Here is a 24,971-nt window from a genome sequence, read left to right on the forward strand (position 1 = left end):
CCATGACAGCCACGCTTGCAAATGTTCCCGCCAAGGGGGAGCCGGTGCTGCGCCTCAGCGGCGTCTCCAAGAATTTCGGGGCGGTGTCCGCGCTGACGGATATCGCGCTGGAGGTGAAGGCCGGCGAAGTCGTCGCCCTCGTCGGCGACAACGGCGCCGGCAAGTCGACGCTGGTCAAGGTGCTCGCCGGCGTGCACCAGCCGTCTTCCGGCACGATCGAATTCTGCGGCCAGCAGGTAACGCTCGACAGCCCGGCCAAAGCGCTCGACCTCGGCATTGCCACCGTGTTCCAGGACCTCGCGCTTTGCGAAAATCTCGACGTCGTTGCGAACCTGTTCCTGGGGCACGAGATGTCGCCCTGGGCTCTGGACGAGGTCGCGATGGAGGTCCGCGCCTGGACGCTCCTGCGCGAACTCGCAGCGCGCATCCCCTCCGTCCGCGAGCCGATCGCATCGCTCTCCGGCGGCCAGCGGCAGACCGTGGCCATCGCGCGCTCGCTGCTGCTCAACCCGAAGCTCATCATGCTGGACGAGCCGACGGCGGCGCTCGGCGTCGCGCAGACGGCCGAGGTGCTGAACCTCATCGAGCGCGTGCGCGACCGCGGTCTCGGCGTCATCATCATCAGCCACAACATGGAGGACGTGCGCGCCGTCGCCGATCGTATCGTCGTGCTCCGGCTCGGCCGCAACAACGGCGTCTTCACGCCCGACTCCTCCAACCAGGAACTCGTCTCCGCCATCACGGGCGCGACGGACAATTCCGTGTCGCGTCGCATCGACCGCAAGGCCGGCCACGTCCAGGAAAGCACCGAGGGAACCGCATGAGCCAGACCCCTTCCGACAATACCAAGCCGATGCTGGACCGCAGCGACGAGCGCGTGCGCCACGACGACAGCCTTGCCGCGATGGCAAAGGGGTTCATCGACCGTGTCCGCTCCGGCGACCTCGGCATGCTGCCGGTCGCCGTCGGCCTCGTCGTCATCTCCGTCGTCTTCTCGGCCCTCAATCCCATCTTCCTCGCGCCGAACAACCTGGTGAACCTGCTGTTCGACTGCGCCACGGTCGGGGTCATCTCGCTCGGCATCGTCTGCGTGCTGGTGCTGGGCGAAATCGATCTCTCCGTCGGCTCGATGAGCGGGCTTGCCTCGGCCATGGTCGGGGTGCTCTGGGTCAACCAGGGCTGGCCGATCGCAGGCGCGATCGTCGCCGCTCTGGTGGTCGGCGCGGGTGTCGGACTGCTCTACGCCACGCTCTACAATCGCCTCGGCATGCCTAGTTTCGTGGCAACGCTCGCCGGCCTGCTCGCGCTGCTCGGCATGCAGCTCTACATCCTCGGGCCCACCGGCTCGATCAACCTGCCCTATGCCTCGCCGCTGGTGCGCTTCGGCCAGATCCTGATCATGCCCGACTGGCTGTCCTATGCGCTGGCGCTCGTGCCGGGCCTCGTGATGATCGGCCGGGGGCTGCGCACCCGGGGCCAGCGGCTTGCGGCGAACCTCTCCGCCCAGCCGATGCGGGCGCTGATCCTCAAGGCCGTCGTGCTCACGGTCGCGCTGGAAGCCGCAGTCTTCTATCTCAATCTCGGCCGCGGCATTCCGTGGATGTTCGCGCTGTTCGTGGCGCTTGCCGTGATCCTCAACTATGCGCTGACGCGCACCAAGTGGGGTCGCTCGATGTTCGCCGTCGGCGGCAACAAGGAGGCGGCGCGCCGCTCGGGCATCAATGTCCGCCGGATCTACATGAGCGCCTTCATGCTGTGCTCGACGCTCGCAGCGCTCGGCGGCATCCTTTCGGCCTCGCGTCTTGCCTCCTCCAGCCAGCAGGCCGGCACGGGCGACGTCAATCTCAACGCCATCGCTGCCGCCGTCATCGGCGGCACCAGCCTCTTCGGCGGACGCGGCAGCGCCTATTCGGCCCTGCTCGGCATCATCGTCATCCAGGCGATCTCGAACGGCCTGACGCTGCTCAACCTTTCGTCCTCGCTGCGCTATATGATCACCGGCGGCGTCCTTGCCATCGCGGTCATCGTCGATTCGCTCGCCCGTCGCTCCCGTGTCAGCCACGGCCGCGCGTAACAATACTGGAATGGAGTTCTCGATCATGGCTGATCTCATGAAGGGCAAGATTGCCGCCATCACCGGTGCCGCATCCGGCATCGGTCTCGAATGCGCCCGCACGCTTGTTGCCGAAGGCGCGAAAGTGGTGCTCGTCGACCGCGCCGGGGACAAGCTGGAACAGCTCTGCAAGGAGATGGGACCGAACGCTCTGCCGCTCGTGGTCGATCTCCTGAACCCCGCCGACGTCTCCGGCATGCTGCCGCGCATCCTCGATATCGCCGGCGGGCTGGACGTCTTCCACGCCAATGCTGGCGCCTATATCGGCGGACCGGTCGCGGAAGGCGATCCCGATGCCTGGGACCGCATGCTGAACCTCAACATCAACGCCGCCTTCCGCTCGGTCCATGCGGTGCTGCCCTATATGATCGGGAAGAAGACGGGCGATATCCTGTTCACCTCCTCGATCGCCGGCATGGTGCCCGTCGTCTGGGAGCCGATCTACACGGCCTCGAAATTTGCGGTGCAGGCCTTCGTGCATTCGACGCGCCGCCAGGTGGCGCAGCATGGCGTACGGGTCGGCGCGGTGCTGCCGGGGCCGGTGGTGACGGCGCTGCTTGATGATTGGCCGAAGGAGAAGATGGACGAGGCGCTGGCCAATGGCAGCCTGATGCAGCCGAAGGAAGTGGCCGATGCCGTGCTCTTCATGCTGACGCGGCCGCGCAACGTCACGATCCGCGACCTGGTGATCCTGCCGAACAGCGTCGATCTCTAAGCGAGCTGCGGGCGGCATGAGGCCGCTCGCCAGGAAAGTTCCCGATTTGCAGGCGGTAACCTTATGAGCACTCCTTCCTCCGCACGCCCCGCGGGCGGCGAACGCTACCTGATCGGCGTCGACGTCGGCACCGGAAGCGCCAGAGCCGGCCTCTTCGACCTCACCGGCCGGATGCTCGCTTCCGGCAAACGCGACATTTCCCTGTTTCGCGAGCCGGGCGCTATGGTCGAGCAGTCGAGCACGGAAATCTGGACGGCCGTCTGCGCTTCCGTGCGCGAGGCCGTCGAGAAGGCCGGTGTTTCGCCCGAGAAGGTCGCCGGCATCGGCTTCGACGCCACCTGCTCGCTGGTCGTGCTCGGCGAGGACGGCGCGCCACTGCCTGTCGGGCCGTCCGAGGATCCCGAGCGCGACATCATCGTCTGGATGGACCATCGCGCAGTGGACCAGGTGGAGCGCATCAATGCGCTGGGGCACGAGGTGCTGCGCTATGTCGGCGGCCGCATCTCCCCGGAGATGGAGACGCCCAAGCTTCTGTGGCTCAGGGAGAACCGGCCGCAGGTCTTCGACGCGGCGTGGCAGTTCTTCGATCTCGCCGATTTCCTCACCTGGCGGGCGACCGGCGATCTTGCGCGCTCCACCTGCACCGTCACCTGCAAATGGACCTACCTGGCGCATGAGAAGCGCTGGGATCCGAGCTATTTCCACGAGATCGGCCTCGGCACGCTGGCGGACGAGGATTTCGCCCGCATCGGCCAGCGCGTGGTCGAGCCCGGCACGCCGCTCGGCAGCGGCCTGACGGAAAACGCCGCTGGAGACCTCGGTCTTGTCGTCGGTACGCCGGTCGCAGCCGGGATGATCGATGCGCATGCCGGCGGGATCGGAACGGTGGGCGTCGAAGGCTCTCCGGAAACAAACCTCGGCTATGTCTTCGGCACGTCGTCCTGCACGATGACCTCGACCCGCGAGCCGGTTTTCGTGCCCGGCGTCTGGGGTCCGTATTTCTCGGCCATGGTACCGGGCATGTGGCTGAACGAGGGCGGCCAGTCGGCGGCGGGTGCCGCGATCGATCAGCTTCTGTCCTTCCATCCTGCTGCCGGCGCGGCGGCGGCGCTGGCGAAGGAGCGCGGCCTCTCCCTGCCGGTGCTGTTGGCGGACTTGGCTGCGGAAAAGGCGAAGGCGCTCTCCGAGGTGGCGAGGTTGGCTGACGGCCTGCATGTCGTGCCGGAATTCCTCGGCAATCGTGCGCCCTTCGCCGATCCGCATGCGCGGGCGGCCATCGTCGGCCTCGGCATGGAGCAGGACCTCGACAATCTCGTCGCGCTCTACATCGCCGGTCTCTGCGGCATCGGCTACGGCCTGCGCCAGATCATCGAAACGCAGGCGGCGGCCGGGGCGCCGGTCGACAGGATCGTCATCAGCGGCGGCGCCGGCCAACTGGATCTGGTGCGGCAGTTGCTTGCCGATGCGACAGGCAAGCAACTGATGGCAACGCAGGCGGAAGAGCCCGTCCTGCTCGGCGCCGCCATTCTCGGCAGCGTCGCCGCCGGAGCCTTCCCCGACGTCGGCTCGGCGATGGCGGCGATGTCGGCGACCGACCGCAGCTACCAGCCGGCCGACGGCGCCACCGCCGCTCTCCACGCCAAGCGATACGACGCCTTCACAAGGCTGCAGGCACTGGCGCGCAACATCCGCTAGATCGGCTGCATCTTCCGCATGTCGCTCAATTGCCGCTTCATCTGGTGGATCCGCGCCTGGTCGTCGGCGGGGCGGCGCATTGCGACGCTGGTCGAAAGGATGTCGATGACGACCAGGGCCGCGATGCGGGAGATCGTCGGCGTGTACATGTTGGTGTTTTCGAGCGTCTCGACGATCAGGACGACGTCGCAATAGTGCGCCAGCGGCGAATCCGATCCGGTGAGACAGATGACGGTCGCGCCGTTCTCCCGGGCGATGCGGGCGATCTCGATAATCGAACGGGTCGTTCCCGTGTTGGAAATGACGAAGGCCACGTCGCCCGGCTTCATCATCGAGGCGACCATCAGCTGCTGGTGGGAATCGAGCTCCGCGACGCAGGGCACGCCGAAGAGCGGGAACTTCTGCTGCGCGTCGCGAGCGACGATGCCCGATGCGCCGAAGCCAAAGAACACGATGGATCGGGCCGCGGCGAGGACATCGATCGCCTTGTGCAGGGCCGCCTTGTCCAGCTTGGAACGGGCCCAGTCGAGGCTCGTCATCGTGTAGTCGAAGATCTTCTCGGTGACGGCTTCCGGCGTGTCGGTGTCGAGTAGGACCGAATGCGTCGCCGGCGTGCCGAAGGCGAGGCTCTGGGCAAGCTTGATCTTGAAATCCTGGAAGCCGCTGCAGCCGATCGCGGTCGCAAAGCGAAGGACCGTCGGCTGGCTGACGTCGGCCAGTTGCGCGGTCTCGCCCACTGTGGCATTCATGATGCGGTGGGGATCTTCAAGAACGATGTCGGCAACCTTGCGGTCCGACTTGCGCAGGTCCGGGCGCATCGTCCTGATGATCTCGATCATGTTGCGGCCGCTATTGCTTCTGACTTCTGAATCCATCGACCACTTTGCCTTTTTCTGCCGGCCCGCTCATATGTTAGTTCCGGCGTCGGGAAAATGAAACCGGAGGCGCGTCTAGTCTTCCCGCCATTCGTAGCAGATGCCGGTTCGCGCACGCCGGATGTCCAGGTCTCGCGATGACGCCGCAGCCTGATCGATCACGGCGGGGTCCTCGGTGTTGAAGTCGAACAATCCGTAGTGATGCGCCAGCAGGTGGCGGGCGCCGACGCCGCGTGCGGTTTCGATCGCCTCGCCAAGGGTGAAATTGCCCGGCACGCCGTTGTCGCTGAGGTCCGGCCGGCGGCCGTTGACCGGGATAAGGACGATGCCGGGAGCCCGGGGTTCGATTTCCTCGCGCAGCCCCTCGAACGGAACGCAATCGCCCGAATGCCAGATGCGCATTCCGCCGGCTTCGAGGATGTAGCCGAGAAAGCGATGGTTGCCGGCTTCGTCCGTCTCCAAAGTCTCGTGGGCGGCGCGTGTGGCGGTGATCGCCAGTCCCGGGAAGGGGCGGACGACCTCGCCGGCATCGACAAGCGCCATCCGGTCGGGGGAGAGGCCGGACCGGTCCAACGCCTGCTGGCGCACGGCGCGGGGCGCGACGAAGACGGCAGCCGGGTTGGCCGCGAAGATCGCCGGCAGCGTGCCGGGATCCATATGGTCCGTATGGGCATGGGTGGCGAGGACGAGGTCGACCGATCCGCATTCGCCCGGCCCGATCGGAGGAGGCATCATCCGCACATGCGGGCGCGGCGTATCCCGGTACTTTTCGAAAAGCGAGTTCGACAGGTACGGGTCGATAACGAGCCGGCGGCCGGCCATTTCCAGGATGAACCCCGCCTGGCCGAGCCAGTAGAAGCGGATGCCCTCGGCGGGCGGCGACGACATTGCGGCGGAAAGTGTATCCCCGAGCTTCCTTTCGACCAGACGGCCGGCCATCGTCATGCCCTCAGCGCGGAAAGAAGGTTGTCCGCGGCGATCCTCGTCGCCCGTTCGACGCTCTCGGCCGTGAAGCCGCCGATATGGCTGGTCGCGATCACCCTGGGATGCGCGGCGAGCGCCAGCGAGGCCGGCGGTTCCTCGTCGAATACGTCGGTGGCGTAGGTCGAGATCCGGCCGTCATCGAGGGCATCGAGCAGGGCCGTCTCCTCGATCAGTTTCGATCTGGCAGTGTTGACGATGACCTGGCCCGGCCTGCTGTTCGCCAGCCTTTCCGCCGTCAGCAACGCTGAACCGTCGCGGGGCAGGGGGCAGTGGAGGGTCAGCACATCCGCCGCGGCCATGATCTCGTCCACCTCCGCATAGGCGAAGGAGGCGGATGGCAGGTCGAGGTTCGGGCGCATGGGGTCGAAGGCGAGTACCTTGGCGCCGAGTGCTATGACCATGCGGGCGACCTCACGGCCGATGGCGCCGCAGCCGACGATGCCGATCGTGCGCCCCCGGATTTCCAGACCGCGCACGCGCGGCCAGCCGCCGGCCTTGATGCCGGCATCGGCGAGCGGGATGGAGCGGAGCGCGCTGAACATCAGGCCGATGGTCAGCTCGGCCACGCCCATCGCATTGGCGCCCTCGGCGATCATCACCTGGACGCCGCGCTCCTTGAGCGTCTCGACCGGCAGGTTGTCGACGCCGACGCCGTTGCGGCTGATGACCTTCAACTTGTCGGCGGCTGCGATGATCCGGGGCGTGACCGGCTCGACGCCGGCCAGCCAGCCGACGCAGTCCGGCACAAGCGCGATGAGCTCCTGCTCGGTCGGCATGGCGCCGGCGGTCGAATAGACGATGTCGAAGCCGAGGTCTCTCAGCCGCTCGACCTCGGGATGCGGCTCGGCCGTCAACGAACGCGGGGTGACGAGGATTCTCTGGCCCATGCTCATCGCCCCGCCGCCTGGATCGCGATCCTGGAGATCTCGTCGAAGGACGGACCGGAGGTCGGGATCGTGACATCGAAGACTTCGGCGATGACCTGCGTCCAGCCATGGAGGAAATAGGTCCAACCGTCCTCGATCCGAAGGGACTTTTCGGCCTGCTGGCGTCGCGCCTGGTCGAGGAAGACGAGATCGCCCCGGTAGTTGAGGTCCCAGGCGACGGCACTCTGCGGGAAATCGGCCGCATCGGTCAGCGGCGAGCCGGGCGCGTCCTTGCCGAGGCCGGTGGCGTTGATCACCAGCGAGCCGGGCTTCAGCGTCTTCAGGACGGCGTCGTTCGCTTCCGGGGTCTCCGCCAGCAGGTACTCGACCGGCACGTTGCTTGCGACCTGCCGATGGATGCGCCTGATCTCGTCCAGCCGGTGCTGGCTGCGGTTGGTGACGATGATCCGGGCCGGGACGTTGCCGCCGCGGCTCCTGCGCATCAGGTGCCAGGTCAGGGCGATGGTGGAGCCGCCCGCGCCCATCGAAAAAAGATCGGCGCCGGTCCTTGCGAAGTAGTCCTCCCCGAGAAAGCCGTCGATCGCCAGTCCCGACGAGATCGGGTCCTTCGCGTGGCAGACCAGCCTGCCGTCTCGCTTCGAAATGCAACTCGTCTCGTCCATCAGGAGCGCGTGCTCGTCGACGGTGTCGAACAGGTCGCGGCAGGCATGGAAGAGATCGATCTTGTGGGTGGTGACCAGCGCACCGAGCGAGAGCGGGTCGTCGCGGATGAATTCCACGGCTGCCCGGTAGGCGGCAGGGTCGTCGTGCAGCTTGAAGTCGATGCCCTTGATGACCGCGTCCTGCAGGCCGAGATATTCGGCCCAGGCGGGAAAGACCTTCATGATCGAGCTTTTGGTCGTGGTCACGCCGATGAAATAGAGTGTGGGCTGCGTTGCGGGCTGGTAGCTCACCGGCGTCTCTCCAGTGCTTCCTTGGCGACGGCGCCTGCGGCCCTGGCGTTCTTCGCGATGTCGGCGAAGCGACCCTCGCGGATATCCTCCGTCTTGGCGATCCACGTGCCGCCCACCGCAATGACCTGCCGGATGGCGAGCCAGTCCCCGATCGTCGCCTCCGTCACGCCGCCGGTCGGGATGAAGCGGATGCCGAGATGGGCGAAGGGGGCGGAGATGCCGGAGAGCGCCTTCGGGCCGCCGGCGACGCCGGCGGGAAAGAACTTGGCCAGCCGCACGCCGCGCGCTGCCGCGAGCGTCAGGTCGGTGGGCGTCATGATGCCGGGGCAGAACGGCAGATCCGCAGCCTTCGCAGCATCGACGATGTCGGGGTCATAGCCCGGCGCCAGGCCGAAGCGGGCGCCGGCGGCGACCGCCCGCTCCAGGCTCGGCCTGTCCAGGATCGTGCCGGCGCCGATGCACAGTTCCGGCCGGGCGTCGCGCATGATGGCAAGGACTTCGGCGGCCGCCTCGGTGCGGAAGGTGATCTCGGCGACGGGAAGGCCGCCCTCGAGAAGCGCATCGGCAAGGGCGACAGCGTCGCCGGCCCGCTCGATGGCGATGACCGGAACCACGCCTAGTCCCGCAATGATGTCGATCGGATTGTTCATGGTGAGTTCCTCGCTGCTGGCGCTTCAAGCATAAGTCTTCATCAGTTGCCGGACCGTCTCGCTGCTCCTTGGCGCGTAGGCCGAATTCTCGACGAGCTCCCAGCCGCCATCGCCGGTCGCAAGGACGCGATGGCGCATGCCGTTCGAGCTTTCGATGATGCCGTAGTCCTGTCCGCTGTCGGAGGGGTAGGCGAAGACCATGACGAGATCCTCGTTGCCGACATTGATCGAGCGGTGGATCCAGAAGGGCGGGACGTAGCAGATCGTCTGCGGCCGGACCTCGACGATGCGCGTCTCGCCGTCCGGCGATTCCAGTTGCATCAGGCCGTAGCCCTGCTGGCCGTAGTAGATTTCCGGGCGGTCCGCCTTCGCGTGGATATGGCCGCGGGTCAGGAAATATTCGCGGCCGACGCGTCCCGGGCTCATGTGCGTGACTCCGTAGATCAGGTCGCCGGAATGGGAGCCCGGCCGGAAGTCTTCCACGGCATAGACGACCGGATCGTCGAGCGAGGCCACCAGAGCGGCATGCGCCTCGGCATCGGCATAAAGTCCCGCCAGGTCGCTCAGCCGTTTCTCATAGCGGCCGGTATTTCCGCTCAATGCGCCTGCGCGCGGATCGACAACGCTGGCGACAGGTTCTCGTAACATATGCATTCCTCCATTCGGTAGTAAAAATACATAAAATGATCGACTGAGACGCGCAAGCCCCAATATGCGCTGCAATGCAGCATCGATTTGTGCGGTTTTCTGGCCTTGCTGTGATTGACGAGAATAATTTTTGTAATTACGCTACATTTTATCGATGGATATGCAGACCCCTTGGCGGGGCTGCGGAAGCTCGAGAATCGACTGTTGGAGGAGGAAAATCATGAAGACTGTCAGAACTGCCGCCATGCAACTCGCCTTGGCTGCCGCCACGTCGCTCGTGGCGATGTCCGCTGCCCAGGCTGCCGATTGCAAGATCGGCATCTCGATGAAGACGCTGGACGCGCCCTATTTCGCGGCACAGGAAGTGTCGGCGAAGAAGAAGGCCGAGGAACTGGGCTGCGAGGTGATCTCCGTCGATGGCCAGAACGACCTGAACAAGCAGGTGGCCGACGTCGAGGACATGGTCGCCCAGGGGATCGGCGCGCTGATCATCAACCCGCGCGACAGCAAGGGCCTGGTTCCCGCCGTCAATGCCGCGACCGCGGCCGGTGTTCAGGTGTTCGTGATCGATTCTACGATCGATCCGCAGGCCAATTTCGTGACGCTCGTCCAGTCGTCCAACAGCCAGAACGGCCTGCTCGTGGGCCAGTGGCTGGCCGACAACACCAAGGGCAAGGACCTGAAGATCGCGCTGATCTCCGGCGACAAGGGCAACGAAGTCGGCCAGGAGCGCCGTCTCGGCGTGCTCGCCGGCCTGCTGGAAGGCCAGCTCCGCAACGAGGGTCGCGCCCGCTTCGAAGTCGTCGGCCAGGGTTGGGGCGGCTGGACCAACGAAGGCGGCCTCAAGGCCATGGAAGACCTGCTGACGGCCAATCCAGACGTCAACGTCGTGCTCGGCGAGAACGATTCGATGGTTCTGGGTGCGCAGAAGGCGCTCGGCGGTTCCTCGGACGTCATGCTCCTGGCGGCCGCGGACGGCCAGAAGGAAGCGCTTCAGGCGATCAAGGACGGCACGTACGGCGCCACCGGCCTGAACGATCCGGCCATCGTCGCGTCGACAGCTGTCGAACTGGCCAAGAAGGCGATCGACGGCGAGCTTCCCGCAGGCATCTCCAAGATCACCTACACGACGCCGACGGCGATCACCAAGGAGAACGTCGACACCTACCTCAAGAAGGACGCCGTATTCTAGGCTGGCATCCTCCCGGGCAGCCGGCGCGGACAAGCGTCGGCTGCATCCTTGCAATGAAGCGACGGGTGAAGCCTGCCGCGACCCTGCCGGCTTACGTCGATCGGCAGGCAACGATCAGAATTCGGCTATGGAAAACCTGGTAGAACTGAGCGGCATTCGCAAATCGTTCGGCGGCGTCCGGGCCCTGCAGGGGGTGGATTTCGCGCTTCGTCCCGGCGAGGTTCACGCTTTGCTCGGAGAGAACGGTGCGGGCAAGTCGACGCTGATGCGGGTTCTGGGCGGCGAATACGTTCCCGACGCCGGAACGGTGACGGTTTCGGGCGAGCAGCAGCATTTCCGCGGTCCGATGGACGCGCTCGAAAAGGGCATTGCGATCATTCACCAGGAAATGGCGCTCGCCACCGATCTCACCGTCGCCGAGAATATCTTTCTCGCCCGGATTCCCTCTCTCATCTCCTGGAGCGAACTCAATCGAAAGGCGAAAGAGCTGATTTCCAGCCTCGGCTTCGCCATTTCGCCTTCGGCGACCGTGGGCGATCTGTCGGTCGCGCACCAGCAGGTCGTCGAGATCGCCAAGGCGTTGTCGCGCAATGCCGCCGTCATGGTGTTCGACGAGCCGACCGCCGTGCTCTCGGCCCGCGATGCCGAGCGGCTGCTGGACATCATCGCCACGCTGCGCGAGCGCGGCGTCGGCATCATCTACATCTCGCACCGGCTCGACGAGGTCTTCCGCATCGCCGATCGCATCACCGTGATGAAGGACGGATCGTCCGTCGCAACCGTCGAACGCAAGGACGTCGAGATCGACGACGTCATCCGCATGATGGTCGGCCGGTCGCTGAAGGCGCTGTTCGGCGAGGACGTCGAGCGCAAGGCGGGCGAAGAAGTGCTGCGGATCGAGAACCTGTCCGACGGCGCGCGCATCAAGGGCGCGTCGCTCAGCATCCGGGCCGGCGAGATCGTGGGGCTCGGCGGCCTTGTCGGCGCCGGCCGCACCGAACTCGTCCGCATGATCTTCGGCGCCGAGCGGGCGCTGTCGGGGAAGATCTTCCTTCGCGGCCGCGAGGTGAAGATCAGAAGCCCTCGCGATGCCGTCAAAGCCGGTGTCGGCCTCGTGCCCGAAAGCCGCAAGGAACAGGGGCTCGTGCTCGACTTCCCGATCCGGGTCAACGCGACGATGGCGCGGCTGTCCCCGCTCGTCAACGCGTTCGGATTCGTGCGTCGTTCCAGGGAGATGTCGGCCGTCGAGACACTGGCCACCCGGCTGCGGCTCAAGGCCGGCAGCCTCAACGATCCGGCCTCAAGCCTCTCGGGAGGCAACCAGCAGAAGGTCGTGCTGGCGAAATGGTTTCATGCCGACGGAGACCTGCTGATCTTCGACGAGCCCACCCGCGGCGTCGACGTCGGCGCCAAGACGGAAATCTATTCGCTGATCAAGTCTCTCGCCGCCGAGGGGCGGGCGGTGCTGGTGATCTCGTCCGAACATATCGAACTTTTCGGCCTTTGCGACCGCATCCTCGTGATGCGCGAAGGCCAGCTGACGGGATCGCTCGAGCCCGCCGACTATACCGAAGAGAAGTTGCTGCGGCTCGCGATGGTCAATTCCGCCACCGCCGCCGAAGCTCATTGAACGGGTAACGCCATGGCAGACATCACCGAAACCGCCCCCCGCTCCAGCCAGTTCAACATCGGCAATATCATGCACCGATACGGCACCGTGGCGATCCTGGTCGCGCTGCTGATCGTGGCGACGTCGATGTCGGATGTCTTCCTGACGGAGCGCAATCTCATCAACGTCCTGCGCCAGAGCGCCGGCACCAGCCTGATGGCGGTCGGCATGCTGTTCGTCATCCTGACGCGCGGGATCGACCTGTCCGTCGGATCGATCGCGGCGCTCGGAAGCATCGTCTGCGCGATCCTGATCCAGCAATACGGCACCGGTATCTCCATCGGCGCGGCGCTTGTGGCAGGCGGCGCGTGCGGGCTGGTTTCCGGCGTTCTCATTGCCTTCCTGAAGCTGCCCCCGTTCGTGACGACGCTGGCGATGATGACGGTCGCCCGCGGCCTGTCGCTGATCGTGTCCGCCGGGCAGCCCATCCAGATGGGTGACGCGGGCAAGCTGATCGTCGATTTCGGGTCGCTCTCGTTTGCCGGCATCCCCTATCCGGTCTGGCTGATGGCCGTCGTCTTCGTCATCGCCGGTATCGTGCTGACGTTCACACGCTTCGGCCGCCTGGTGAAGGCGATCGGCTCGAACATCGAGGCCGTGCGCCTCTCGGGCATCCCCGTCGCCTTCTACACGACCTCCGTCTATGTGATTTCGGGCGTCCTTGCCGCTGCGGCGGGCATCGTCTCCACCAGCCGCACCGGCATTGGCTCGGCCAATATCGGCGTCGGTGCGGAACTGGACGCGATCGCCGCCGTCGTCATCGGCGGCGCCAGCCTGATGGGCGGTCGCGGCGGCGTGGTCAACACGTTCATCGGGGTCATTGTGCTCGGCATCATTGCCAATATGATGAACCTGGCCCGCGTCCCCGGCTACCACCAGCAGGTGTTCATGGGCTGCATCATCATCGGCGCCATGCTGTTGCAATATGCCTCCAACTGGTTCCGCAGGTAAGCGGCGGGCCATTCAGAACCGATCGACATGTCACAAGAGCTTTTTCTCGCAATCGATGTCGGGACGGGCAGTGTCCGCGCGGCGCTGCTGGACACCCGGGGCAAGATCCTCGCCGTGGCGAGCCGGGAGCACGAGCAGATCGTGCCGCAATTCGGATGGTCCGAGCAGCGTCCCCGTGACTGGTGGGACGGTGTCGTCGCCGCTACCCGCGCGGTGCTGGATCAGGTGCCGCAAGCTGCGGGCCGCGTGGCGGCCGTTGCGGCCTGCGGCCAGATGCACGGGACCGTGCTGGTCGACGATCGCGGCGAACTGGTGCGGGAGACCGCGCCCTTGTGGAACGACAAGCGCACCGTCGACTATGTGACGGCCTTCGAGGCGGCCCACCCGCCGCAGTCCTATCTCGGCGATTGCGCCAATCCGCCGACGCCGGCCTGGCCGGGCTTCAAGCTGCAATGGCTGCGCGACAACGATGCCGTCGCCTACCGGGCCGCCGCCGCGGTGCTGATGCCGAAGGATTACATCAACCTGCGGCTGACCGGCGAAGTGGCGATGGACCGCAACGACGGCGGCGCAAGCTTCCTGATGGACCCCGGCACCGGCCAGTGGTCCGAAAAGATGGTGGGGCTTCTGGCGCTCGATGCAAGCAAGCTCGCCCCGCTGCGCAATCCCGTCGAGATCCTGGGCCACGTCACGACGAAGGCAGCACTGGAAACCGGCTTGCGCGAGGGTACGCCGGTTCTGGTCGGTGGAGCGGACTATCCGGTGGCGTTGCTCGGATCCGGCGTCTGCCGGCCCGGCGTCGGGTCGGAGGTCATGGGAACCTCGGCGATCATCACGGCGATCGCGCGCCGGCCGCTGCTCGATCCCGCCGTCTGCAATGTCGGCACGGTCGAAGGCAACTGGGGCGCCTTCATGCTGCTGGAATCCGGCGGCGACGCGATGCGCTGGGCCCGGCGCGCCTTCCACGAGAAGCAGTTTTCCTACGAGGAGATCGTCGCCAAGGCGGCCGAAGCGCCGGCGGGCTCGGAGCGGCTGTTCTTCATGCCCTATCTCGCGGGCGAGCGGCTCGGCGATCATCGCAATGCGCGCGCGCAGTATTTCGGCATCGGCGCCGGTCACGGCCTGACGCATATGCACCGCGCCGTGCTCGAAGGCGTCGCCTTCGCCGTCAAGCGCCACATCAACATTCTCGACGGCATTTCCGGCGCGCCGCTGGAGCGCGTCATCGCATCCGGCGGCGGCGCCAGGACAAAGCTCTGGATGAAGATCAAGGCGAGCGTCTACGACATTCCGATCCTGGTGCCGAGCGAGCCGGAATGCGGCCTGGTCGGTTGCGCCATCATGGCGGCGACGGCGACCGGGCGCTTCGGCAGCGTGGAGGAGGGCGCCGATTGCTATGTCTCCTACGACGAGGAGATCAGTCCGGATCCGCACTGGGCCGACATCTACCGGCCGATGCAGGTCTTCTTCGAACGGCTCTATGCCCATAGCCAGGCGCTCTATGACGACCTCGACAGGTTGCCGCAATGACCCGCGTCGCCGTGCTTTTCGACATGGACGGTACGCTGGTGGACAGCGAGCCTGCGCATTTCGAGGCGATGGCCGAGGTGCTGCGCCTGCACGGCCATGCCGTGCCAGAAGGGCTTGCCGGCATGGTCACCGGCATGACCGGCGCCGACTGCCACGCGCTGCTCGGACGGCTTTCCGGCTTCAAGCCCTCGTTCGAGGACTATGTCCGCGACAAGTACGGGTTCTACCTGGCGGCGGCATCCGAACTGGCGATGCGGCCGGGGGCGCAGGCCGCGCTCGACGCCTTGCAGGATGGGGCGATCCCCTGGGCCATCGTGTCGAACTCGGACCGCATGCTGGTCGACGCCAATCTCAGGGCCGTCGGGCTGCAGCGGCCGGGGCTCGTCTCGGTTTCACGCAACGACGTGCGCGACGGCAAGCCGGAGGCCGAACCCTATCTCCGGGCGGCCTACCTGCTCGGGCTGGCGCCCTCCGACTGCATCGTCGTCGGGACAGCGTGCCCGGCGCGATCGCCGGACTTGCGGCGGGCATGACGGTGATCGGCTGGCCGGAGCCGCACCGAAACGATCTGGTCTTTCCCGCCGGCACCATTCTCGCCGATCCGCACGACCTTCTGACGACGCTATCCGATTGTCTTGGCGGATTGCGGAGACGCTTTGCAAAGGAAACGCTTCATGTATCTCGATAGGTTCAAGCTCACCGACAAGATCGCCGTCGTGACGGGGGCGGCGCGCGGCATCGGCTACGCGGCCGTCGAAGCGCTGGCGGAGGCCGGGGCGACGGTCGTCCTGACGGACATGAACGCCGATCTTCTGGCCGGGGCCGTCAGGGACCTGAGCGCAAAGGGCTACAAGGTCGACAGCGAGGTGCTGGACGTGACCGATGCCGAAAGGGTGCAGGCCGTGCACGATGCGATCGTGGCAAGGCACGGCACGGTCGACGTGCTCGTCAACAATGCCGGAATCGCGATCAGCAACCATCCGGCCGAGACCATGGCGGACGAGGTCTGGAACAAGGTGATCGACGTCAATCTCAACGGCGTCTTCTGGTGCTGCCGCGCCTTCGGCAAGACCATGCTGGAACGTGGCGCCGGCAGCATCGTCAATGTCGGCTCCATGTCCGGCTTCATCGTCAACCGGCCGCAGGAACAGGCGAACTACAACGCCTCCAAGGCCGCGGTGCATCACCTGACGAAATCGCTTGCGGCCGAATGGGGAGCGCGCGGCGTTCGCGTCAATTCGGTGGCGCCGACCTACATCGATACCGAAATGAACAAATACGTCTACGAGGACGAGGAGATGTATCGCCACTGGGTCGGCGGCACGCCGATGAACCGGCTCGGCCGCACCGACGAGGTGGCCTCGGTCATTCTGTTCCTCGCAAGCGAGGCTTCCAGCCTGATGACGGGGTCGATCGTTCTCGCCGACGGGGGCTACGTATGCTGGTGAGGGGCGAGAATGGCACAGCCCGGGGCGCGCGCTTCCCCGGCCGCTACATCCAGCAGGCCGGCGCCATCCAGTCGCTCGGTGTCGAAGCGGCCGGCTTCGGTCGGCGGTCGGCTGTCCTCGTCGACCGCGGGATCTTCGATCTCGTCGAGAACGACCTCGTCGCCGCTTTCTCCGGCCATGCCGATGCGGAACTGATCCGTCATGGCGGCGAATGCTCGGAAAGCCAGATCGCCGCGCTTGTGGCGGCGGCGCAGGCCGCAGAAGCGGACGTGATTGTCGGCGTCGGTGGCGGCAAGGCGCTCGACACGGCAAAGGCTGCCGCGCGCGACCTCGGCAAGCCGGTCATCGTCTTCCCGACGATCGCGGCTTCCGATGCGCCGTGCAGCGCGCTTGCCGTCGTCTACAATGATGACGGCACCGTCGCCTATGACACGTTCCTGCCGCGGAACCCGGATCTCGTGCTGGTCGATACTGCGCTGATCGCCAGCGCGCCGGCGCGGTTCCTTGCCGCCGGCATCGGAGACGCGCTCGCCACCTGGTACGAGGCGGAGTCCTGCCGGCGCAGCGGCGCCTTCAACTGCATGAAGATGCCGGGCGTGAGCCTCGCCTTCGAGATTGCGCGCAGCTGCCGCGACACGATTTTCGAATTCGGTATCGCGGCACTTGCCGAGTGCGACGCCAAACACGCCGGCCCCGCGCTCGAGCGTGTCGTCGAGGCCAACATCCTGCTCTCCGGCATCGGCTTCGAGTCCGGGGGCGTGGCTGCGGCGCATGCGATCCATCACGGGCTCTGCGAACTCGACGACGTCCATCATCACCTGCATGGCGAAAAGGTCGCGATCGGCGTTCTGGCCGGGCTCAAGCTCCACGGCGCGGAGGCGGAATTCGACAAGGTCCGCGCCTTCTGCGCCTCCGTTCGCCTGCCCACCAGGCTTGCCGACATCGGCATCGTCGATGCGACCGAGGCGAAGCTTGCGACCGTCGCCCGGCGCGCCTGCCGGCCCGGCGAGATCATTCACAACGAGCCCATGCGCGTCACGGAAGAGATGGTCGTCGCAGCCCTGAAGGCGCTTATCTGAGGACCGGGAGGAGAAAAAATGGACAGAAGCATGTTCGATGCGGCCTTTCACGGCAGGACGGTCGTCATTTCGGGCGGAACGAGCGGCATCGGCCTCAGCGTGGCGGAGGGCTTTGCCGCGGCCGGCGCGACGGTGATCGCGACGGGGAGTTCCGAAAGCAGGCTTGAAGCCGCACGGTCGGAGGCCGCCCGCGAGGGGCTGCGCTTCGAGCGTCTCGACGTCCGCGACGGTGCGGCCGTGGAGAGCTTCTTCGGCTCGCTCGATCGGCTCGATGTGCTGGTCAACTGCCAGGGCATCGCGCGGCCGGACCGCGAGTGGCAGGAGGACGTGTTCCTCGATGTCATGGACGTCAATCTCAACAGCGCCATGCGTCTGTCGCGCGCCGCATTCCCGCTGCTCAAGGAGAGCGGCGGCAGTATCGTCAACTTCGCCTCGATGCTCAGCTATCTCGCCGACGAGAGCGTTCCGTCCTACACCGCGAGCAAGACTGGCATCGTCGGGCTGACGCGGGCCCTTGCACACAAGTACGGACGCGACGGGGTGCGCGTGAACGCGGTCGCTCCCGGCTATCACCGGACCGAGATGACGAAGCCGCTCTGGTCGGTGCACGAGAGCGAACAGAAGATCGCGGAGCGTTCCGCGCTGAAGCGCTGGGGTACGACCGAGGATCTGGTCGGTCCCATCCTGTTTTTGTGCTCGCCCGCCGCAGCCTTCGTCACGGGCGTGACCCTGCCGGTGGACGGCGGCTATCACGTCGGCTGACGGTTCAGCCGTCGTCCACGTCCTTCAGGGTGTCCAGCGGGCCGCTGAGCGCGGTGCGCGGCGGCACCAGCATGGGTTGGACGAGATGCGTCGCCGCGGGCTCGCGCTTTGCCTCCAGGATGGCAAGGCCTTTCGCAATCATCGCCTCGCTGTCCTGCCGGATCATGAAGACCGGGAACGGCAGGAAGGAGCCGAAGGGATCGTAGTCGTAGCAGCCGACGATGATGTCGGCGAAGGTCTCGTGCGGGTGTTGCGCCAGAAAGCGCAGCAGGCCCTCGAGGTTGATCGAGGAATTGACGAAGAAGGCGCGCGGCAGCTTTCCATGGGCCTGGTAGAAGGCCTCGAAGGCGCGGGCGGTCATGGCGGGTGAATAGCCGGTCGGCTGGATGCAGGCCTCCGGATCCGCGCCCAGCATCGATCGCTTCACCGCGCGAAATCCGCGGATGCGTTCGCGGCTGGCGTGATCGTTGCGGCCGCCGAAGAGGTAGATCTCCTCCGGCGCGACCGGGCCGTCCTTCCGTGCATGCTCGATGATCGCCTCCGTCAGCATGCGCGCACCTTCGAAATTGTCGCTGATGACCGACGGCGCCTTCGTGCCGGGAAGATCGATGTTCACATGCCGGAGCCCGGCCTTCTCGCAGACCGCGTGCACGCCGTCCGGGTCGGTCGCGCCGGCAATGAAGAGCTCGTCGATCGAATAGGAGATCAGGGTCTCGACGACCTGGCGCTCCTCCTCGGGATCGCGGCAGGCGCTGACGACGACGGGGCACTGGCCACGGCTTCGCACCAGGGCCTCGAAGGTCTGCGCCATCGATGAGAAATAGCGGTTGTCATAGACCGGCAGGAGCAGGCCGACGAGGCCGGAACGCGAGGAACGCAGGCCTCGCGCCTGCAGGTTTGCCGTATAGCCGTGCTGGTCGGCAAGGTCCTGGATCAGCTTGGCCGTCGCCTCCTTGATGCGCCGCTTGCGCCAGCTTCCGTTCAGGACGGCGCTGACGGTGGATGGCGAACTGCCGGATAAAACCGACAGATCGTAGATCGTCGCCTTCTTCTTTCCAACCTCTGTCATTTCCGCCCCTTCGATCGGTGCTTCCTTAGGGACAAATCCCCCTTGACGAAAAGCCCCGGCTTGGTCGATAGTCATTGCACCATCGATTGTGCAAAAAAGAAAGACCGATTGTGCAGGATGGTTCGCCGGAGGAGGCGGAACGGGAGGCAAGGGATACCCCTGGCCAAGGAGCAACCAGTAGAACCTGCCGCTGCGCGGCCGGTCGCTCGCCGATGCGAGCTTGGAGGAGGAGTGAACATGAGGAAGCTTGTTGTCGTGGCGCTTGCCGCATCGCTGTCGCTCGCCGGTGCGGTGGTTGCGTTTGCCCAGGATACCGGGAAGGTCGGTGTGGTCGTGAAGATCGGCGGCATCCCGTGGTTCAATGCGATGGAGGCCGGCATCAAGGAACAGGGCCAGAAGATCGGCGTCGACGCCTTCATGATCGGTCCGACCAGCGCCGATCCGGCGCTGCAGGTGCGCGCCATCGAGGACCTGATCGCCCAGGGCGTCAAGGTCATCGGCGTGGTCCCGAACGACGCCAAGGTGCTCGAACCGGTGCTCTCCAAGGCCCAGGCCGCCGGCATCAAGGTCATCACCCATGAATCGCCCGCCCAGAAGGGCGCCGACTGGAATTTCGAACTCGCCTCGTCCACCGGCTTCGGCGAAGCCCATGCCAAGCTTCTGGCCGAAAAGACGGGTGGCAAGGGCGAATATGCCGTCTTCGTCGGTTCGCTGACGGTGCCGCTGCACAATGCCTGGGCCGATGCCGCCATCGAATATCTCAAGGCGAACCATCCGGACATGAAACTGGTCGGCGAGCGCTACGGCGTTGCCGAGGACGTGGACAAGAGCCGCTCCACGGCACTCGACCTGATCGCCGCCCATCCGGACCTCAAGGGCTTCCTCGCCTTCGGCAGCCAGGGTCCGATCGGCGCCGGCCGCGCCGTGGAGGAGCGTCGCAAGACCGGCGAGATCTTCGTGCTCGGCCCGTTCTCGCCCGGACAGGGCCAGAAGCTCATCAAGTCGGATGCGATTTCCGGCGGCTTCATGTGGAATCCGAAGCAGGCCGGTGAAGTCTTCGTCACCCTCGCCGATCGCATGATGAAGGGCGAGAGCATCAAGGAAGGCGACGACATCGTGGGTCTTGGCGTGATCAAGCCGGTCGGCAACGACATCATCGTCGACCAGCTTCTCCCCATCAACAAGGATACGGTCGACGAACTGGCCGCCATGGGCCTCTGAGAGGCCCCCTCCCGGGTGACGGGCCGGTCCTTGCGACCGGCCTGCCACTCGCGAACCGGAGGTTTCCGGCCGAGGCCGGAGCCAATGACGTCCCGTAACCTTGGCCGCAATTTCGGACTGGCAGGCAACCGACATGAGCACCGCAACGGATGAGGGCGCAAACGCCCGGCCGCTCCTTTCGCTCCGCGGCATCAACATGACATTCGGCGGGGTCAGAGCTCTGAAGAACGTGTCCTTCGAGGTGATGCCCGGCGAGGTCCATTGCCTGGCCGGCGAGAACGGCAGCGGAAAGAGCACGCTGATCAAGGTGATATCAGGTGTCTACACGCCGGCGGCCGGCGCCGAGATCGTCTTCGACGGCGAGAGCATACCGCACATGACGCCCGGCATGGCGCAGGCGCGCGGTATCCAGATCATCTGGCAGGACCTCGCGCTGTTTCCGGAAATGAGCGTCGCCGAGAATATCGCCTTCCAGACCCTGTCGGGCGCGCGCCCGCGTCCCGTCAACTATGCCACCATCCGCAGCGTTGCCGAGGAAGCGCTGGCCCGGCTCGGCGTCAGCCTCGACGTCGACAGGCCGCTCAAGGACTATGCCATCGCCCAGCGCCAGATCGTGGCGATCGCCCGGGCACTGGTCGGGGAGGCGCGCGTCGTCTTCATGGACGAGCCGACGGCCTCGCTGACCCAATCGGAGACCGACCACCTGCTGGCGATCGTTCGCAATCTCTCGGCCTCCGGCGTCGCGGTGGTCTTCGTCAGCCATCGCCTCGCCGAGGTGCTGGAAATCTCCTCGCGCATCACCGTGCTTCGCGACGGTGCGCTGGTCGGCGTCTATCCCGTGGAAGGCATGACGCAGTCGAAGATCACCGAACTGATGACCGGCCGCACCTTCGACCAGAATACCCGCGCCCGCGATGTCTCAGGCAGTTCCGTCGTGCTGTCGGCCAGCAATCTCTCCCGCCCCGGCGAATTCAGCGACATCTCTTTCGACCTGCACCGCGGCGAAACGCTTGGGATCACCGGGCTGCTCGGCTCGGGGCGCACCGAGCTGGCGCTGACGCTGTTCGGTATGCGCCGGCCCGCCTCCGGCACTGTCACGCTATCCGGCAGGCCGGTGCGCTTTGCCTCCAACCGCGAGGCAATCGCAGCCGGGGTGGCCTATCTCTCGGAGGACCGGCTGTCGCTCGGCCTCAACCAGCCGCAGTCCATCGCCGACAATCTGGTCATGGCCTCGCTCAACCGTATCCTGAGCGGCCGGCTGATCTCGACGGAAAAGAAGCGCTCGCTCGTCTCGCGCTGGATCGCCGACCTCGGCGTCAAGATCGGCCGGCAGGACGATGCGATCTCGACCCTTTCGGGCGGCAACCAGCAGCGGGTGGCGATCGCCAAATGGCTCGCCACTGATCCGAAGGTGCTGATCCTCGATTCCCCCACCGTCGGCGTCGACGTCGGCGCCCGGGCCGGCATCTTCGAGATCGTCGCGCGGCTGGCCGAGGCGGGGCTTTCGATCATCCTGATCTCGGACGAGGTGCCGGAGGTCTATTTCAACGCGGACCGGGTCATCCACATGGAAAAGGGCCGTATCGCCGGTGTGTACGATCCGCGCGCCAGCACGCTGAAGGACCTGGAGGCTTCGGTCTATGCGTAAGCTATTCCTGTCCCACACGACCGAATTCGTGCTGATCGGCGTCATCGTGGCGATGAGCGTCTTCCTCGGGTTCGCCACCGATCGCTTCCTGACGCTCGGCAATGCCTTCGACCTTCTCAATATCAGCGCCGTCAACATCATCTTTGCCGTCGGTCTGCTGGTGGTGCTGATCGCCGGCGGCATCGACATCTCGTTTGCGGTCGCAGCCTCGGTGGTGCAATACGTCACCGCGCTGGCGCTGGAGCGCATCGGTGGAGGCGGCTGGGTCTCGGGCCTTCTCATCGCCGGCAGCGCGGGCATTTTTCTCGGCGCGATCAACGCCTTCCTGATCCACCGTTTCCGCATCATCTCGATCGTCGTGACGATCGCCACCTTCAACATCTATTTCGGCCTCCTGATGTTCTTCACCAAGGGGGTGTCAATCTACAACCTGCCCGACTGGCTGACGACGCGCGTCATCGTCTACGAACGCGAGATGGCCGATGGCAGCTGGGCCGAGATCACCCTTCCGGTCGTCGTCATGGCCATCTGCGTGCTTGCTACCTGGCTGTTCATCAGCCGCACGACGACCGGCCGCCAGCTCTATGCCTTCGGCGACAACCCGGAAGGTGCACGCCGCTTCGGCATCAACATCGGCGCCATGCAGTTCATCGCCTTCGGCTGGCTCGGTCTGATGGCGGGCATCGCCGGCCTGATGCAGGCGCATTACGCCCAGGAGGTCGTGCCGAACGCGCTCTATGGCCGTGAGCTCGACGTGCTCGCCGCCGTGGTGCTCGGCGGCGCCCGGCTTGGCGGCGGCAAGGGCTCGGTGCTCGGCTGCGTGCTCGGCGTGCTGCTCGTCTCCATCACCCAGAACGGGCTGAACCTGATGGGCGTCTCGCCCTTCGCCTTCAAGATGATCGTCGGCGCCATCATCCTCGCCGCGATCACGCTTTCGAGCGCCCGCATCGAAAAGCTCGTGCCGATACTTGCTCCCCGCAAACCGGCGGATGGCGAAGCCGCAGCAAGGGGAGAGAGCCGATGAATGCGCTCGCCGCCCGCTTCAACGCCATCTTCGGGGCCGACATGGCCGGTCCCTTCGCGGCGCTCGCCGCCGTGCTGATCTTCTTCGGCTTCGCCTCGCCGCAGTTCCTGACGGGCGCGACCTTCGGGTCGGTGGCGTTCCAGCTGCCCGAGCTCGGCATCCTGACGCTCGCGATGCTGCTGCCGATCCTGACCGGCGGCCTCAATCTCGCGATCACGTTTACCGCCAACATCGCCGGCCTGACGCTCGCCTGGACGCTGCAGACCAATGGCGGCGCCGATGCCGGGCCCGCCGCCTTCCTGCTCGGCTCGGTTCTGGCGTTGGCGGTCGGCGGCGCCAGCGGCCTCGTGATGGGCCTCGTGATCGCCTTTACCCGGGCGCATCCGATCCTCGTGTCGCTGTCGATGATGATCTTCCTGCGCGGCCTCGGCGAATTCCTGACGCGTGGCGGCGATATCTCGGGCTTTCCAGCCTTCGTTTCTCCGATCGGCCACGGCAGCATCTTCGGTATCCCAGTGCCGCTTCTGATCCTGATCGCCTGCGTGATCGTCTGCCATATCCTGCTGTCACGCTCGAAGCTTGGTTTTTCCACCTACATGATCGGCTCCAACATCGAATCCGCCCGCTATTCCGGCATCAACACGCGCAAGGTGCTGGTGCTGGTCTATGTGCTGTCGGGCGTGATGGCGGCGATTGCCGGCATCATCATGCTCGCCCGTTTCAACTCGGTGCGTGTCGGACACGGCGAATCCTATCTGCTGATCACCGTGCTCGCCTGCTTCCTCGGCGGCATCAATCCGTTCGGCGGCTTCGGTCGTGTCCTGCCCGTCTTCGTGGCGCTCGTCGTGCTGCAGCTTCTGTCCTCGGGGCTCAACCTGCTCGGCGCCAACCAGCATCTGACCACCGCCGTCTGGGGCATCCTGCTCATCGTCGTGATGGTGCTCCGGTGGTTCTCGGCAACGTTCGTCAAAATCGTGAAATAGGAGAAACGACCATGGAAGGTTTCGGCGTTCACACCAGCATGTGGACCATGAACTGGGACCGGGCAGGCGCCGAGAAGGCGATTGCCGGGGCTGTGCATTACAAGATGGACTTCATCGAGATCGCGCTTTTGAACGCACCCGCCGTCGATACGAAGCACACGCGCGACCTGCTGGAGAAGAACAGGCTGCGCGCCGTCTGCTCGCTCGGGCTGCCCGAACACGCCTGGGCCTCCGTCCGCCCGGATGCGGCGATCGAGCACCTGAAGGTCGCGATCGACAAGACCGCGGAAATGGGGGCGGAGGCGCTGTCCGGCGTCATCTTCGGCGGCATCGGCGAGCGCACCGGAGTTCCGCCGACGCAGGGCGAATACGACAACATCGCTAAAGTGCTCGAGGCGGCCTCGAAGCATGCCAGGCAGTACAATATCGAGCTCGGCGTCGAGGCCGTGAACCGCTACGAGAACCACCTGATCAATTCGGCCCAGCAGGCGGTCGACATGGTGGAGCGCGTCGGTGCCGACAATATCTTCGTCCACCTCGACACCTACCACATGAACATCGAGGAAAAGGGTGCTGCCAACGGCATCCTGGTCGCCCGCGATCACCTGAAATACATCCACCTCTCCGAGAGCGACCGCGGCACGCCGGGCTATGGCAACATTCCCTGGGATGCGATCTATGCGGCGCTGGCCGCGATCGGCTTCAAGGGCGGGCTTGCGATGGAGAGCTTCATCAACATGCCGCCGGAAGTGGCCTACGGCCTTGCCGTCTGGCGTCCCGTCGCCCGCGACATGGAGGAGGTGATGGGCAACGGCCTGCCCTTCCTGCGCAACAAGGCCGAGCAGTACGGTCTGATCTGATCAGGTTGTCGAAAG

Annotated in this window: 24 protein-coding genes; 17 read left to right on the forward strand and 7 right to left on the reverse strand. The window is 65.7% G+C overall.

Going from position 1 to position 24,971, the window contains the following annotated elements; genetic code table 11:
- The first annotated feature begins 2 nt into the window (after positions 1–2).
- The 4 genes from LQK81_RS12570 (at position 3) to LQK81_RS12585 (ending at position 4,523) form a co-directional block, all read left to right on the forward strand.
- Complete coding sequence (locus LQK81_RS12570) at positions 3–824, forward strand: ATP-binding cassette domain-containing protein (RefSeq protein WP_230806650.1); 822 nt, start codon at positions 3–5, stop codon at positions 822–824.
- Complete coding sequence (locus tag LQK81_RS12575) at positions 821–2,074, forward strand: sugar ABC transporter permease (RefSeq protein ID WP_230806651.1); 1,254 nt, start codon at positions 821–823, stop codon at positions 2,072–2,074. Before LQK81_RS12570 ends, LQK81_RS12575 begins: the two co-directional genes overlap by 4 nt.
- 25 nt (positions 2,075–2,099) lie before the next feature.
- Positions 2,100–2,828 (forward strand): SDR family oxidoreductase, encoded by a 729-nt coding sequence (locus tag LQK81_RS12580; protein WP_230806652.1) that lies wholly within the window; start codon positions 2,100–2,102, stop codon positions 2,826–2,828.
- Between the two features lie 63 nt (positions 2,829–2,891).
- Positions 2,892–4,523, forward strand: a complete 1,632-nt coding sequence (locus LQK81_RS12585; protein WP_230806653.1) for an FGGY-family carbohydrate kinase — start codon at positions 2,892–2,894, stop codon at positions 4,521–4,523.
- On the opposite strand, the gene LQK81_RS12590 is transcribed toward LQK81_RS12585, so the two are convergent.
- The 6 genes from LQK81_RS12590 to LQK81_RS12615 all read right to left on the reverse strand — a co-directional run bounded on the left by LQK81_RS12590 (position 4,520) and on the right by LQK81_RS12615 (position 9,526).
- Positions 4,520–5,398, reverse strand: coding sequence for an SIS domain-containing protein (locus tag LQK81_RS12590; RefSeq protein ID WP_230806654.1), 879 nt, complete (start codon positions 5,396–5,398; stop codon positions 4,520–4,522). The two genes, LQK81_RS12585 and LQK81_RS12590, sit on opposite strands and share 4 nt — an antisense overlap.
- Positions 5,399–5,473: 75 nt before the next feature.
- Entirely contained in the window at positions 5,474–6,337 is an 864-nt protein-coding gene (locus LQK81_RS12595) for an MBL fold metallo-hydrolase (protein WP_230806655.1), read from the reverse strand.
- 2 nt (positions 6,338–6,339) lie between these two features.
- On the reverse strand, positions 6,340–7,269 hold the full coding sequence (locus LQK81_RS12600; RefSeq protein ID WP_230806656.1) for a phosphoglycerate dehydrogenase: 930 nt from the start codon (positions 7,267–7,269) through the stop codon (positions 6,340–6,342).
- A 2-nt stretch (positions 7,270–7,271) separates the two neighbouring features.
- Positions 7,272–8,222, reverse strand: a complete 951-nt coding sequence (locus LQK81_RS12605) for a shikimate dehydrogenase family protein (protein ID WP_230806657.1) — start codon at positions 8,220–8,222, stop codon at positions 7,272–7,274.
- Positions 8,219–8,872 (reverse strand): bifunctional 4-hydroxy-2-oxoglutarate aldolase/2-dehydro-3-deoxy-phosphogluconate aldolase, encoded by a 654-nt coding sequence (gene eda / locus LQK81_RS12610; protein ID WP_230806658.1) that lies wholly within the window; start codon positions 8,870–8,872, stop codon positions 8,219–8,221. The genes LQK81_RS12605 and eda overlap by 4 nt, the downstream gene beginning before the upstream one ends.
- A gap of 24 nt (positions 8,873–8,896) precedes the next feature.
- Positions 8,897–9,526 carry a glucose-6-phosphate isomerase gene (locus LQK81_RS12615; protein WP_330166549.1) on the reverse strand — a complete coding sequence of 210 codons (630 nt, stop codon included), beginning with the start codon at positions 9,524–9,526 and terminating at the stop codon, positions 8,897–8,899.
- 214 nt (positions 9,527–9,740) lie between these two features.
- Here LQK81_RS12615 and LQK81_RS12620 point away from each other — a divergent pair, with 214 nt between their 5' ends.
- The 8 genes from LQK81_RS12620 (at position 9,741) to LQK81_RS12655 (ending at position 18,151) form a co-directional block, all read left to right on the forward strand.
- Positions 9,741–10,712 (forward strand): substrate-binding domain-containing protein, encoded by a 972-nt coding sequence (locus LQK81_RS12620; RefSeq protein WP_230806660.1) that lies wholly within the window; start codon positions 9,741–9,743, stop codon positions 10,710–10,712.
- Positions 10,713–10,839: 127 nt separating this feature from the next.
- Positions 10,840–12,342: a sugar ABC transporter ATP-binding protein gene (locus tag LQK81_RS12625; protein ID WP_230806661.1), complete on the forward strand. Its 1,503-nt coding sequence runs from the start codon at positions 10,840–10,842 to the stop codon at positions 12,340–12,342.
- Between the two features lie 12 nt (positions 12,343–12,354).
- Positions 12,355–13,332 (forward strand): ABC transporter permease, encoded by a 978-nt coding sequence (locus tag LQK81_RS12630; RefSeq protein WP_442967122.1) that lies wholly within the window; start codon positions 12,355–12,357, stop codon positions 13,330–13,332.
- A gap of 27 nt (positions 13,333–13,359) precedes the next feature.
- On the forward strand, positions 13,360–14,862 hold the full coding sequence (locus tag LQK81_RS12635) for a xylulokinase (protein ID WP_230806662.1): 1,503 nt from the start codon (positions 13,360–13,362) through the stop codon (positions 14,860–14,862).
- Positions 14,859–15,395 (forward strand): HAD family hydrolase, encoded by a 537-nt coding sequence (locus LQK81_RS12640; protein WP_230806663.1) that lies wholly within the window; start codon positions 14,859–14,861, stop codon positions 15,393–15,395. The genes LQK81_RS12635 and LQK81_RS12640 overlap by 4 nt, the downstream gene beginning before the upstream one ends.
- 141 nt (positions 15,396–15,536) lie before the next feature.
- Positions 15,537–16,310: an SDR family NAD(P)-dependent oxidoreductase gene (locus LQK81_RS12645; RefSeq protein WP_230806664.1), complete on the forward strand. Its 774-nt coding sequence runs from the start codon at positions 15,537–15,539 to the stop codon at positions 16,308–16,310.
- A complete protein-coding gene (locus tag LQK81_RS12650; RefSeq protein ID WP_230806665.1) occupies positions 16,301–17,389 on the forward strand; it encodes a glycerol dehydrogenase in 1,089 nt (362 codons plus the stop codon). Before LQK81_RS12645 ends, LQK81_RS12650 begins: the two co-directional genes overlap by 10 nt.
- Before the next feature lie 18 nt (positions 17,390–17,407).
- Positions 17,408–18,151, forward strand: coding sequence for an SDR family NAD(P)-dependent oxidoreductase (locus LQK81_RS12655; RefSeq protein ID WP_230806666.1), 744 nt, complete (start codon positions 17,408–17,410; stop codon positions 18,149–18,151).
- Between the two features lie 4 nt (positions 18,152–18,155).
- On the opposite strand, the gene LQK81_RS12660 is transcribed toward LQK81_RS12655, so the two are convergent.
- The gene (locus LQK81_RS12660) at positions 18,156–19,220 is read right to left on the reverse strand and encodes a LacI family DNA-binding transcriptional regulator (RefSeq protein ID WP_230806667.1); all 1,065 of its coding nucleotides are present in this window, start codon (positions 19,218–19,220) and stop codon (positions 18,156–18,158) included.
- A gap of 237 nt (positions 19,221–19,457) precedes the next feature.
- Here LQK81_RS12660 and LQK81_RS12665 point away from each other — a divergent pair, with 237 nt between their 5' ends.
- The 5 genes from LQK81_RS12665 to LQK81_RS12685 all read left to right on the forward strand — a co-directional run bounded on the left by LQK81_RS12665 (position 19,458) and on the right by LQK81_RS12685 (position 24,956).
- Complete coding sequence (locus tag LQK81_RS12665; RefSeq protein ID WP_230806668.1) at positions 19,458–20,441, forward strand: substrate-binding domain-containing protein; 984 nt, start codon at positions 19,458–19,460, stop codon at positions 20,439–20,441.
- Between the two features lie 133 nt (positions 20,442–20,574).
- Complete coding sequence (locus LQK81_RS12670) at positions 20,575–22,089, forward strand: sugar ABC transporter ATP-binding protein (RefSeq protein WP_230806669.1); 1,515 nt, start codon at positions 20,575–20,577, stop codon at positions 22,087–22,089.
- Positions 22,082–23,113 carry an ABC transporter permease gene (locus LQK81_RS12675; RefSeq protein WP_230806670.1) on the forward strand — a complete coding sequence of 344 codons (1,032 nt, stop codon included), beginning with the start codon at positions 22,082–22,084 and terminating at the stop codon, positions 23,111–23,113. The genes LQK81_RS12670 and LQK81_RS12675 overlap by 8 nt, the downstream gene beginning before the upstream one ends.
- Positions 23,110–24,096 carry an ABC transporter permease gene (locus tag LQK81_RS12680; RefSeq protein ID WP_230806671.1) on the forward strand — a complete coding sequence of 329 codons (987 nt, stop codon included), beginning with the start codon at positions 23,110–23,112 and terminating at the stop codon, positions 24,094–24,096. The genes LQK81_RS12675 and LQK81_RS12680 overlap by 4 nt, the downstream gene beginning before the upstream one ends.
- An 11-nt stretch (positions 24,097–24,107) precedes the next feature.
- Positions 24,108–24,956 carry a sugar phosphate isomerase/epimerase family protein gene (locus LQK81_RS12685; protein ID WP_230806672.1) on the forward strand — a complete coding sequence of 283 codons (849 nt, stop codon included), beginning with the start codon at positions 24,108–24,110 and terminating at the stop codon, positions 24,954–24,956.
- The last annotated feature ends 15 nt before the right edge of the window (positions 24,957–24,971 follow it).

Source organism: Rhizobium sp. GN54, assembly GCF_021026345.1.
GTDB lineage: Bacteria > Pseudomonadota > Alphaproteobacteria > Rhizobiales > Rhizobiaceae > Mycoplana.

Coding starts and splice junctions, on each gene's coding strand:
- LQK81_RS12570 (WP_230806650.1), top strand. CDS start 3: ATGACAGCCACGCTTGCAAATGTTCCCGCCAAGGGGGAGCCGGTGCTG.
- LQK81_RS12575 (WP_230806651.1), top strand. CDS start 821: ATGAGCCAGACCCCTTCCGACAATACCAAGCCGATGCTGGACCGCAGC.
- LQK81_RS12580 (WP_230806652.1), top strand. CDS start 2,100: ATGGCTGATCTCATGAAGGGCAAGATTGCCGCCATCACCGGTGCCGCA.
- LQK81_RS12585 (WP_230806653.1), top strand. CDS start 2,892: ATGAGCACTCCTTCCTCCGCACGCCCCGCGGGCGGCGAACGCTACCTG.
- LQK81_RS12590 (WP_230806654.1), bottom strand. CDS start 5,398: ATGGATTCAGAAGTCAGAAGCAATAGCGGCCGCAACATGATCGAGATC.
- LQK81_RS12595 (WP_230806655.1), bottom strand. CDS start 6,337: ATGGCCGGCCGTCTGGTCGAAAGGAAGCTCGGGGATACACTTTCCGCC.
- LQK81_RS12600 (WP_230806656.1), bottom strand. CDS start 7,269: ATGGGCCAGAGAATCCTCGTCACCCCGCGTTCGTTGACGGCCGAGCCG.
- eda (WP_230806658.1), bottom strand. CDS start 8,872: ATGAACAATCCGATCGACATCATTGCGGGACTAGGCGTGGTTCCGGTC.
- LQK81_RS12615 (WP_330166549.1), bottom strand. CDS start 9,526: ATGCATATGTTACGAGAACCTGTCGCCAGCGTTGTCGATCCGCGCGCA.
- LQK81_RS12620 (WP_230806660.1), top strand. CDS start 9,741: ATGAAGACTGTCAGAACTGCCGCCATGCAACTCGCCTTGGCTGCCGCC.
- LQK81_RS12625 (WP_230806661.1), top strand. CDS start 10,840: ATGGAAAACCTGGTAGAACTGAGCGGCATTCGCAAATCGTTCGGCGGC.
- LQK81_RS12630 (WP_442967122.1), top strand. CDS start 12,355: ATGGCAGACATCACCGAAACCGCCCCCCGCTCCAGCCAGTTCAACATC.
- LQK81_RS12635 (WP_230806662.1), top strand. CDS start 13,360: ATGTCACAAGAGCTTTTTCTCGCAATCGATGTCGGGACGGGCAGTGTC.
- LQK81_RS12640 (WP_230806663.1), top strand. CDS start 14,859: ATGACCCGCGTCGCCGTGCTTTTCGACATGGACGGTACGCTGGTGGAC.
- LQK81_RS12645 (WP_230806664.1), top strand. CDS start 15,537: ATGTATCTCGATAGGTTCAAGCTCACCGACAAGATCGCCGTCGTGACG.
- LQK81_RS12650 (WP_230806665.1), top strand. CDS start 16,301: ATGCTGGTGAGGGGCGAGAATGGCACAGCCCGGGGCGCGCGCTTCCCC.
- LQK81_RS12655 (WP_230806666.1), top strand. CDS start 17,408: ATGGACAGAAGCATGTTCGATGCGGCCTTTCACGGCAGGACGGTCGTC.
- LQK81_RS12660 (WP_230806667.1), bottom strand. CDS start 19,220: ATGACAGAGGTTGGAAAGAAGAAGGCGACGATCTACGATCTGTCGGTT.
- LQK81_RS12665 (WP_230806668.1), top strand. CDS start 19,458: ATGAGGAAGCTTGTTGTCGTGGCGCTTGCCGCATCGCTGTCGCTCGCC.
- LQK81_RS12670 (WP_230806669.1), top strand. CDS start 20,575: ATGAGCACCGCAACGGATGAGGGCGCAAACGCCCGGCCGCTCCTTTCG.
- LQK81_RS12675 (WP_230806670.1), top strand. CDS start 22,082: ATGCGTAAGCTATTCCTGTCCCACACGACCGAATTCGTGCTGATCGGC.
- LQK81_RS12680 (WP_230806671.1), top strand. CDS start 23,110: ATGAATGCGCTCGCCGCCCGCTTCAACGCCATCTTCGGGGCCGACATG.
- LQK81_RS12685 (WP_230806672.1), top strand. CDS start 24,108: ATGGAAGGTTTCGGCGTTCACACCAGCATGTGGACCATGAACTGGGAC.